The organism is Bradyrhizobium sp. (assembly GCF_049586575.1).
Classification (GTDB): Bacteria; Pseudomonadota; Alphaproteobacteria; order Rhizobiales; family Xanthobacteraceae; genus Bradyrhizobium.
On record NZ_JBAVCF010000646.1, the window covers coordinates 1 to 10,991 of the forward strand.

Consider the following 10,991-nt stretch of genomic DNA (forward strand, 5'->3'; position numbering starts at 1 on the left):
GGAACCCTCTACATCGGGGTGACCAACTCGTTGCAGAAGCGGCTGGAGCAGCACCGCAACGGCGACGGATCGTCGTTCGTGAAAGCCCACGGCATCCATCGACTTGTCTACGTCGAACCCTATGACCGCCCGGAGGAAGCTATTGCCCGCGAAAAGCAGTTGAAGCGGTGGAAGCGCGATTGGAAGATCGAGCTTGTCGAACGCGACAATCTCGAATGGCGTGATCTCAGCGATTTGCTGGTCTAGCGGGAGACCAAATATCCCTCGTCGCCCCTGCGAACGCAGGGGCCCATACGCTGCGGCCTATCGGCCGGAAAACCACGGGTAGACGCCTCCCGTAACCACACAAGCCGGTGGTTATGGGTCCCTGCGTTCGCAGGGACGACTACACCGGCAATAGGGCTTAGCCGCCCGCCTTGACGTTGAAGCTGACGTCTTCCATCAGCGAGGAAGAGACCGAGGGCACCTGGGCGCCGTCGGAAGCGCGCGAGATCGCGACGCGGGTCTGGTTGAAGATTGTTTCCGCCGCGCGCGGCCGATCGGCCTTGTCGTTGATATGGTTGAGCAGCTCGGCCACCAGCACCGAATTCGCGCCGGTGGAATCGTCCGCCACCGCGCCGGGCGAAGCCGAAGTCAGGATCAACGCGTTGTCGGGAACCGTGATCGGCGCCAGCCCATGCGAGAAGGTGCGGAAGCGGCGCTCATAGGGGTTGCGGCGCGAGGCGTCGAGCACCACGAGCTTGGCGCAGGCGCCGAATTCCTTGACCGCATCGAGCACGGCTTCGACGCTGACGCCGTCGCGGCGCACATCGGCTTCCTTCCAGATCGTGGCATCGACCGGGATCATGTAGCTCTCGCGGCCGACCTGGATGCCGTAGCCGCCGAAGAACAGCATCACCACGGAATCGGCGCGCACCTTCGATTTCAGGCGGGCGATGGCGCGGACCATTTCGTCATGGCTGGCGTCTTCGATGACATCGACATCGAACCCTTCGTGTCGGAGCGCGCCGGTCAGGGCGCGGGCGTCATTGATCGGCTGGGTCAGCGGCGCATTGGCGTCGGGATAATGGCCATTGCCGATCACGAGCGCGAGCCGGGACGGCCGCCTGGCGGCAGCGTCATCCACCTGTTCGGCGGCGACGGCTTTGGTGGCATCCACCGACCGCTTGTTGTTCAGCGCCGCGTGGGCCCCAATGGCCAGTGACACCGTGCCGACCAGCGCCGCCGCGATGGCGAGCGAGCGCCGGGAGATGCCAAGACCAAAAAAACTCATCACAGGTTTCATCCCAAATCGCTGTCCATCGCGCGCCATTCGGTCGCGCCAGATACTCGTTTGCTTTCGTTGATGCCACTTTCAGAAGTTCTATGGGCATCAGCAACTTATTGGTCTCCCGGAACCGCTTATCGATCTGAAGTCCCCGAGGAGAACCCGCCGCATGCCGTGCGGGGACTTCAGATCGGCGGTGCTGGTGATCGGGGCCGTTTGGCGTCGAATTGCGCTCAATTTGCGGCACCGCAACAAACAAATTCTTAACCCGGCGGGTAACCTGCCCGCAACCTTATTTGTCCGTTAACAAGGGTTCCCGGTGCCGCCGGTTCCGTGATCTCGATCCCGCAGCCGTCTTTATATAGTAGTCCATCCGCGGGGCCGCCATTTCCTTGAAATTGCTGCATCTTTCGTGCCATTGCTGGGATACTTGGGGGAAGGCCCGGGCAGCGGGAGTGAATTTGCCGCAGGTCAGCCGGCGGGGGAAAAGAAAATTCAATGGCGTTTCATGATCTCGCTGGAGCCGCCTGCCGCGCGCTGATGGCCCGAAAGGACGGGCCGTCGCTCTACGACGTCTGCGATCCGCTGCTGCTCAATGGCGCCGGCGGCGACGCCCATCTCTCCCAATTCTACCGGACCGCGCTCGGCAATGCGGCCTTGCGTCCGTTGCTGCGCCGGACCGGACTCACCGAACTGAACGACGGATCGCGGCTCAACGCACTGCGCGAGGCCTTGATACGTGCGCGCGACGACGAGCGGCCGGACTGGGCCGCAATCGGCCAGCCGGTCGCTCGCCTGCTCGATACGATCGAGGTGCATCACCCGCGGCCGAAGCCGGTCTCGGGTGCGGAGACCGCGCCGCCCAAACTCGCCGACATCGAGCGCGTGATCCGCGCCTGCGGCGCGCACCTGCTGCGATCGTTCGGCAGATGCGGCTTCATCCCGGCCTATGCCGCCTTCAACCTGATCGGCGACCCCGATATGGGCGGCCGTGAATTCCTGATGGCGCTCACCGGGCTCGACGCGCGCGGCTACAAGAATTCGACGCTGCTGTTCAACCTGGCGCGCGTCTTCATCGCGCGCTCGCCGGCGCGCGGGCTGATCAGTCCGCCCTGGAAAGGCATCGCCGAGCCGATGTGGCAGCCGATACAGATCCGCCACCGCTCGGCCTATTACGACGCGTTCTATATCGAGTCGCTGCTGAGCTTCCTCGAGACCGGATTGGCTTCATCTGAGGAGGCCGGAGCGGCGAAGCGCGCGATTTCCGCGATGGCGGATTTCTGCCTCGGCCCCAGCCGCGAGCGAGTACGCGGCACGGACGGACGCGCCTTCGACGTCGTCACCGCGATCGCGCCGGCGCCGCATCCGCGCTTTTCGCGCTTCTTCGCCGAGATCAAGGAGAAACTCGGCTTCGGCCTCTACGTGCCGGACTGCGACACCACGGCCTGCGCGTTCTCCGCAGTGACACAAGCCGGCTCCGCCGATGCGATGCTCGATCAGCCTTTGCCTGACTTCTACCAAGGTTATCAGGTCAAGGCCGGCGCCAACGCGCCGAAGGTCACGGTGCCGATCAACGATAACATCGATTACGACGGCGGCATCGTCACCTGGATCGATAACCTCAACGGCGATCGCCCCTACGGCAACGACCTCGATCCGACGCTCAATCTCGATGTGCTGGAGGTGAGTTTTCGGAATCTTTCGCGCTGGAAGATCCTGGAAACGCCGCAGCGGCTCGACCTGTTGCGCGGCATCGTCAAGTTCCAGCGGAATCTCGCGGCCAGTGGCGCCTTCGCCGATCCGCGCTCGCACATCTATTATCTGCCGGAGCTTTATTGCGCCTATTTCGGCCGCTGCCATGCGGCCTTCATGGCGCTGCCTGAGGACGCGCGGAAGGCGATCGACCCGGACGGCGCGTTCGAATTCATCAGGGAACGCGTGCTGGCTTACGTGCAGGATGTCCTGATCGCCAACGAGATGAATCCGTTCGATGCGGCGCTGGCGCTGATCGCAATGGGCCACCTCGGCGCGGAGGCCTCTCACCTTACGCCAGCCTTGCACTGCATCGTCCGCCATTTCGGCGAAGGCGGCCGTCATGGGCCATTCAAGGCCTATGAGTGGAACAAGATGAAGACGCCGACCCGTATCCTCGTCGGTGGTCCGGAAGCCACTTCAGCCTTTGTGCTGATGGGCCTGTCGCTGGCGCGACGCGCGCTCACGCGAGCGAACGGCTAGCGAAACCGGAACATTGTCCGCTGCGTAGTTGTAGAAATCCGCTGGTGTCCCAACCCAATCCGCACCACAATCTGTTGTCGCCAGTTCCATTTTGCATGGGCCTTTTCACATGCGCCTGAAGTTCCTGTTTGCGATGACAATGCTGTGCCTGCCCGCTGCGGCGCAGGCCGCCGACATCACCGGCACGGCCAGGGTCCGCGAGGGCGACACGGTCGTGATCGGAACCAGCCGGATTCGTCTTGGCGGCATAGATGCGCCCTCCGTCGATCAACTCTGTCTCAACAACAAGGGCGAACGCTGGACCTGCGGCGTGGCAGCGCGCGATGAACTCATCAAGCATACCGACGGCAAGACCTGGACCTGCCATCCGGGTTCGGCCGCCGACCGCCGCGGCCGGGTGATGGCGCGATGCGACGTCGACGGCGAGGACATCCAGAAATGGATGGTACGCAGCGGATGGGCGCTATCCTACGCGCGGGCCTCGCATGACTACGACGCCGACGAGAAGGCCGCGCGTGAAGCCAAGGCCGGCATGTGGCAGGGGGCGTTCATCGCGCCCTGGGATTGGCGAGTTCGCAACAAGAAGACCACCATCCTCGGCGCCACCAAGCCGCCGGAGAGCGCCAGTGCGATCCTGCTGGCGTCGGCTTCGGGGTCTGTCGCGCCCTCGCCGGATTGCACCATCAAGGGTAATGTCAATCGCGCCGGCGAGTGCATCTATCACAAGCCGACCAGCCGCTGGTACGCCCGAATCGAGATGAAGATCAGCAAGGGCACGCGCTGGTTCTGCTCGGTCGAAGAGGCGGAAGCCGCGGGCTGCCGCGAGACCCGACGATAACGGGAACCTACGCGGGTGGCCTGGAGCTCCGATTCCGAAGTTCGCCTGGTATCGCGGCAACCCCTGATGCGAACCTCGGAATCAAAGGAGCTCTGGCAAACTATTATTTCCAGTGCGCATAACGGAGACGCCGTGATGAATCGCTTTGTCATCATCTTGCCGTCCCATCACCCGCATTCGCGGCTGGAGCAGTTTCTGCTCGTCGCATTCAGCGTCGTACTTGCCTACATCGCGCTGGCTTACCTGGCGCTGCCGGCACTGTGGAATCATTACGAACATCAACGCCGTCTTGCCGATCTGCCGATGGTGACGCGCACCGCGCAGGGCATTCCCGGCGATCCCATCAATGTCGGCTTGATCGGCGACAAGCTCGACGTGCTCTGCGCGATGCGGGCGGCCGGCTGGTATCCCGCCGATCCCGTGACCCTGCGATCTTCGATCGAGATTGCCGGCAGCGTGCTATTAGACCGGCCGTACCACGAGGCGCCTGTCAGTCCGCTGTTCTATCTCGGCCGCCGCGAAGACTTCGCGTTCGAGAAGCCGGCCGGCGCGAGCGCCGAACGCCGCCATCATGTGCGGTTCTGGAAGGTGCTGGATCAGGGCCAGGAAAAGCGGCCGGTCTGGCTTGGCGACGCCACCTTCGATCGCGGCGTCGGCGTCAGTCATTATACCGGCGCCATCACCCATCATATCTCCGGCGACATCGACGCCGAGCGGAGCCTGCTCGCCACAGATCTCGAGCAGGCCCAGATGGTCGACGCCAAATACCAGGTGACCGGCATCGGCGTGACGCTGGCGGGGCGAAACGGCGGTGGCGATTCCTATTACACCGACGGCGAGGTGTGGATCCTGCGGCTGGTCATGGCGTGCCAAAAACGGACAACGCCGGCCGAGATCATTCCAAGTCCGATGGCGACCGAGATCAAGGATCAGATCTGGCACGCCGTTGCCGATGCGCTGCCAAAATAGCCTGGAGCCCATCGGGCTTTGATTAAATCGAGACCGGGGCTCTGAATTTTTGTTTTGACGCGTTTTCTTCACGCGAACCGGCTTCCACTTCGCTCGAAAACGCTTTGGCCCGCATGACAGCCACACTCTAATATCATCCCCTCCCTGCTTGAATTTCCCGCCATTCCCCTGCATCCCTTGCTCCAGCAACCCCGTTAGAGGAATCACGATAATGGCCGTTCGCGCGGGCCGGGAATTCCTGGCGATCCCCGGACCCACCACCATGCCCGACGAGGTGCTGCGGGCGATGCACCGCCCGGCGCTCGACATCTATTCCGAGGAGATGGTGCAGCTGACGGATGGCCTGCTGCGCGACCTCTCCCGGCTGTTTGCCACCAAGGGCAAATCCTACATCTACATCGCCAACGGCCACGGCGCCTGGGAAGCCGTGCTCAGCAATGTGCTCTCGCGCGGCGACAAGGTGCTGGTGCTGGAAAGCGGCCGGTTCGCCGTGGGCTGGGGCAATGCAGCCGCCGCCATGGGCGCAGATGTCGAGGTGCTCAAGGGCGACTGGCGCCGCGCGGTTCGACCGGCCGAGGTCGAGGCCCGCCTGCGGCAGGACAAGGACCACAAGATCAAGGCGATCCTGGTGGTGCAGATCGATACCGCGTCCGGCGCCTGCAACGACATCGAAGCGATCGGCAAGGCGATCAAGTCGACCGGTCACCCCGCACTTTACCTTGTGGACGCGGTGGCCTCACTCGGCTGCATGCCGTTCGAGATGGACGCCTGGGGCATCGACGTGGCGATGTCCGGTTCGCAGAAAGGCCTGATGACGCCGCCCGGCCTGAGCTTTTGCGCGGCCAACGACCGTGCCCAGGAAATTCACAAGAGGGCGAACCTGCGAACGCCGTATTGGGACTGGACCGAGCGCGAGGGCACCGAGCACTACCGGAAATATGGCGGCACCGCGCCCATTCACTTGCTGTTCGCGCTTCGTCAAGCCATCGACATGATCGACGCGGAAGGCCTCGAAAACGTCTTCCTGCGTCACCGGCTATTGGCCGAAGCGGTGCGGTGCGCCGTGTCGGTCTGGGCGGAGGGACAGGTGCTCGGCTTCAATGTCGCCGACGCTCCCGAGCGGTCGAATACGGTCACGACCGTCCTGATGGCCGACAGCCACAACCCGGCCGCGCTTCAGCGCTACTGCAAGGAGAAGTGCGGCGTGGTGCTCGGGGTCGGGATCGGCGAATTGACCGGCCAGGCGTTCCGGATCGCCCATATGGGCCATGTCAACGCGCCGATGATGCTGGGAACGCTCGGCGTCATCGAGGTCGCGCTCCAGGCGCTCGGCATTCCCCACGGCAAAGGCGGCGTCGAGGCCGCGATCGGCTGGCTTGGCGACAACGTTCCGGCGTGATGCCTGAAATCGCCGCTTTCTAGGTCTTTCCGGCCGGCGCGCATTCGTGCTTATATTGATCTTGCGATAAATAAGCGGCCGGCCACGGCAGGTTTCCGCTGCCGGCGCCGATCTGGTCACGGCGAAATACGCAAGAACAACGGGGAGTGAACGGATTGGCGTCGGTTGAATTGCGTGACCTCACCAAGCGATTTGGCTCGGTGACGGTCGTCGATAACGTCTCCCTGCGGGTCGATCACGGGCAACTGGTCTGCCTTCTCGGTCCCTCCGGCTGTGGCAAGACAACGACGCTGCGGCTGATCGCGGGCTTCCTCGAGCCGAGCGGCGGCGAAATCCGCGTCGGCGACCGCCTGGTGTCGTCGGCCGCGCGCACGTTGCCGCCCGAGCAGCGCAAGATGTCGATGATCTTCCAGAGCTACGCGCTGTGGCCGCATATGACGGTGGCCGAAAACATCGTCTACGGCCTGCGGCTGCGCAAGCTCGACCGCGACACCATCGCCAAGAAGCTCAAGGCCATCCTTCAGACCACCAAGCTCGAAATCCTGGCGGAGCGTTATCCCGGCGAATTGTCGGGCGGCCAGCAGCAACGCGTTGCGCTCGCCCGCGCGCTCGTCGTCGAGCCGGAAACATTGCTGCTGGACGAACCGCTCTCCAACCTCGATGCCAACTTGCGCGAGGAGATGCGCTTCGAAATTCGAAGGCTGCACGACCAATACCGCTACACGACCGTGTACGTCACCCACGATCAGTCGGAGGCGATGACGACGGCCGATCTCATCGCGGTCATGAACGGCGGCAAGATCGATCAGCTCGGCACGCCCGAGGATATCTACGATCAGCCGCAATCGGAATTCGTCGCGCGCTTTATCGGCGCCAGCAATGTGCTCAAGGGCACGGCCCGCGACGAGAACCACATCGCGTTTTCCGGCGTGACCTTGCGCGTGGTGGGCGCGAAGCTTGCGGCCAATCAGGACGCCGCGGTCGCGATCCGCCAGCACGACATCCAGTTTTCGACCGGCATCCCGCAAGGAACCGAGAACACGGTGAAGGCGACCGTGACGCGGCAGGTGTTTCTCGGCGCCAACCGCGACTACGTGCTGGAGACCGCCGACGGCACCAGCCTGCGCGCGGTCACCTCGCCGCAAATCGCCATTCCTGCCGGCACGGAGGTGTGGCTGACGTTGCCGCCGGAGCGCTGCCGGGCGCTGAGCCGGTAGATAGAGGACGCGATGAAGCGGCGAAGACCATCCAGGCGCGAGGTGATCAAGGGATCGGCCGCGCTCGGGTTTTCGCTGTTCGCTTCCCCGCTCAAGGCGGCCGCTCCGGAAGCGGTTGCGATCACGCCGCAACTGATCGAGGCGGCCAAGCGCGAAGGCAAGGTCGTGCTCTATTCCGCGATGGACCTGCCGGTCGGCGAAAAACTCGGCAAGGCTTTCGAGGCGCGATATCCCGGCGTTGAAATCCAGATCGAACGCTCCGGTTCGGAGCGGCTGTTCCAGCGGATCGGGCAGGAATTTTCATCCAATATCCACGCCGCGGACGTGATCAGCACGGCTGACGCCTCGCATGTCCTCTCGTGGAAGCGGAATGGCTGGCTGGCGCCCTTCGTCCCGGAGGATGTCGCGAAATATTTTCCGGCCGACTATCACGATCCCGACGGTGTGTCTGTGACGTCGCGGATCTGGCTGTCGTCGATCGCCTGCAACACCAATCTCGTCAAACCGGCCGAGGCGCCAACGAGCTTCGCCGATCTGCTCGATCCGAAATGGACCGGCAAGATGGTCAAGGGACACCCCGCCTACAGCGGCACCATCATGACCGCGACCTTTCAGATCGTTCGCGATCTCGGCTGGGACTATCTCGAGAGGCTTTCGAAGCAGCGCGTGATGCAGGTTCAGTCGTCAACCGATCCGCCGAAGAAGCTGGCGCTCGGCGAACGTGCGCTTATGGCGGACGGCAACGACTATAACGTCGTGATGCTGAAGGAGGCCGGCCAGCCGGTCGAGCCGCTCTATCCGTCGGAAGGGACGCCGACCATCTCGGGTCCGACCGCCATTTTCGCCAGCGCGCCGCATCCGAATGCCGCGCGGCTGTTTCAGGCCTGGCTGCATAGCCGCGAAACCCAGCAGTTCTTCACCGATTTTACCGCGCAATATTCAGCCCATCCGCAGGTGACGCCGAAGCCGGGCCGCCGCAAGCTCTCCGACATCAAGCTGATGAAGGAGGACGCGGCCGGCGTCGAGAAAATGGCCGACGAGATCAAGACACGTTATGCGCGACTGTTCAGGGTTTAGCTCTCGCCTCGTGGCGAGGAAGTGCTTACCTCCCCTTAAAAAGGGGAGGTCGGCGCGAAGCGACGGGAGGGGATCCAGCCAGCATCATCGCCAATAGACCCCCGTCCCGACCCTCGCCTTTCAGGGGGAGGGAGTTCGCAGGTAGCGCACGCAGCAGAAATCGAGTTTGATAACATGACCATCGCCAGCAACATCGACACCCCCAGAGTCAAAATCGACTGGACCAGACCGGTCCTGTGGCTGTTCGCAGGCGTAATGATCGTCCTGATCGTGCTGCCGATGTCATGGCTCGTGATCTACAGCGTCACCGACAAGGCCCGTCATCTGACGCTGCAGAATTTCGTCACGCTATTCACCGACCCCGATTTCCTTGACCCGCTGCTGACGACCGCGATCATCGCAACGAGTTCGGCCGTGATCTGCTGCCTCATCGCCGCCCCGATGGGATGGCTGGTGTCGCGCACCGACATGCCCGGCCGGCAAATCATCCGCGCGCTCGTGACCGCTTCCTTCGTGACGCCGCCGTTTCTCGGCGCCATTGCCTGGGAATTGCTGGCCGCGCCGAACAGCGGGCTGCTCAACCAGCTGTTTCGTTTCCTGACGGGAGCGGCGTCCGACCAGCACCTGTTCGACATCTATACGCTTACCGGCATCATCTTCGTAATTTCCTGTTACACGTTCCCCTTCGTGTTCGTGCTGGTTGCGAACGCGCTCGACAACATGCCGGGCGAACTCGAAGATGCTTCCGCCATTCTCGGGGGTAAGGCCTGGACCACCGCCCGGCGCATCACGATTCCGCTCGCGCTTCCCGCCCTTGTCGCCGGCGCACTGATCGCATTCCTGCAAGCCATGACCCTGTTCGGCTCGCCCGCGATCCTGGCGCTGCCCGCGGGTTTCCACGTCATGACGACAAAGATCTGGAGCCTGTTTCAGTACCCGCCCAAGCTCGAACTCGCCGCGGCCGCCGCGATACCGCTCCTGATCCTGACCATTCTCTTGTTGCAGGGACAAAAATTCCTGCTGGGACGGCGCGGCTTCTCGGTGCTGGGCGGCAAATATGGCGCGCCGCGAAAGGTCGAGATGAAGAAGTGGCGCTGGGTCGCGCTCGCCTTCTGCCTCGTGGTGCTGCTCAATCCGGTGTTCCTGCCGTATTTCGCATTGTTAAATGCGGCGTTCTCGCCGAACGCCACGACGCTGGTGACGCCTTCGACCTTCACGCTGCACAACATCGTGTTCGTGTTCACCGAATTGTCGTCGACCCAGCTCGCTTTGAAAAACACCGTGATCCTGGGCACCTCGACCGCCACGCTCGGCACCCTGCTCGCGCTCGTGATCGCCTATGTCACGACACGCAAGATGATCCCGGGCCACCGCATCCTCGGCTTTCTCGCCACCGCGCCGGTCGCCGTCCCCGGCATCGTGCTCGGCGTCGGCTTGTTCCTGAGCTATACCCGCCCGCCCTTCGTGCTCTATGGCACGCTCTGGATTCTGCTGGTCGCGTTTCTGACCATCAACCTGCCGTCGGCGTATCAGCAATTGCAGGCGGCGTTCGCGACCGTGCACCCGGAGCTCGAGGAAGCAAGCCGCATTCTCGGCGCGACACGGCTGCAATCGCTGCGCCAGATTACCGCGCCGCTGCTGCGCACCGGCGTCATCGCCACCTGGTGCTTCATTTTCATCGGCGTGATGCGCGAACTCTCGGCGGCAATCGTGCTGTTCACCTCGCAGACCAAGGTGATCAGCGTCTTGATCTACGACCTTAATGAGAGCGGCGATCTCGCCGCCATTTCCGTGCTCGGCATCGCCATGCTCCTGATCACCTTCGCGGTGGTGCTGGCTGTCAACCGGATTCCCGTGTTCGGGAGCAATGCCGGCGCACGGTTGCGAAATTAGAAGCCGGCGGGGGCATCTTTCCATCCCTCCCCCGCGAAAGCGTGGGGACGTTACGGAAGAACCGTACAATAACAGTATTTTTGTGGCCCCCAGCCC

At 63.2% G+C, this 10,991-nt stretch carries 9 protein-coding genes; 8 read left to right on the plus strand and 1 reads right to left on the minus strand.

The annotated features are described in order from the left end of the window. A partial coding sequence (locus WB528_RS23825; RefSeq protein WP_423891312.1) for a GIY-YIG nuclease family protein occupies window positions 1-246 on the plus strand: 246 nt, incomplete at its 5' end. A 157-nt stretch (window positions 247-403) separates the two neighbouring features. On the opposite strand, the gene WB528_RS23830 is transcribed toward WB528_RS23825, so the two are convergent. Further along, window positions 404-1,273: a caspase family protein gene (locus WB528_RS23830; protein ID WP_423891314.1), complete on the minus strand. Its 870-nt coding sequence runs from the start codon at window positions 1,271-1,273 to the stop codon at window positions 404-406. A gap of 492 nt (window positions 1,274-1,765) precedes the next feature. On the opposite strand from WB528_RS23830, the gene WB528_RS23835 reads away from it, so the two are divergent. The 7 genes from WB528_RS23835 (at window position 1,766) to WB528_RS23865 (ending at window position 10,895) form a co-directional block, all read left to right on the plus strand. After that, window positions 1,766-3,502: a hypothetical protein gene (locus WB528_RS23835; protein ID WP_423891316.1), complete on the plus strand. Its 1,737-nt coding sequence runs from the start codon at window positions 1,766-1,768 to the stop codon at window positions 3,500-3,502. 109 nt (window positions 3,503-3,611) lie between these two features. Then, on the plus strand, window positions 3,612-4,340 hold the full coding sequence (locus tag WB528_RS23840) for a thermonuclease family protein (RefSeq protein WP_423891318.1): 729 nt from the start codon (window positions 3,612-3,614) through the stop codon (window positions 4,338-4,340). Window positions 4,341-4,475: 135 nt separating this feature from the next. Then, window positions 4,476-5,309 (plus strand): LssY C-terminal domain-containing protein, encoded by an 834-nt coding sequence (locus WB528_RS23845; RefSeq protein WP_423891320.1) that lies wholly within the window; start codon window positions 4,476-4,478, stop codon window positions 5,307-5,309. A gap of 211 nt (window positions 5,310-5,520) precedes the next feature. Then, window positions 5,521-6,708: a pyridoxal-phosphate-dependent aminotransferase family protein gene (locus WB528_RS23850; RefSeq protein WP_423891322.1), complete on the plus strand. Its 1,188-nt coding sequence runs from the start codon at window positions 5,521-5,523 to the stop codon at window positions 6,706-6,708. A gap of 146 nt (window positions 6,709-6,854) precedes the next feature. After that, on the plus strand, window positions 6,855-7,925 hold the full coding sequence (locus WB528_RS23855) for an ABC transporter ATP-binding protein (RefSeq protein ID WP_423891325.1): 1,071 nt from the start codon (window positions 6,855-6,857) through the stop codon (window positions 7,923-7,925). A gap of 12 nt (window positions 7,926-7,937) precedes the next feature. Beyond that, on the plus strand, window positions 7,938-9,002 hold the full coding sequence (locus tag WB528_RS23860) for an ABC transporter substrate-binding protein (protein ID WP_423891327.1): 1,065 nt from the start codon (window positions 7,938-7,940) through the stop codon (window positions 9,000-9,002). Window positions 9,003-9,176: 174 nt separating this feature from the next. Then, on the plus strand, window positions 9,177-10,895 hold the full coding sequence (locus WB528_RS23865; RefSeq protein WP_423891329.1) for an ABC transporter permease: 1,719 nt from the start codon (window positions 9,177-9,179) through the stop codon (window positions 10,893-10,895). Window positions 10,896-10,991 lie beyond the last annotated feature (96 nt).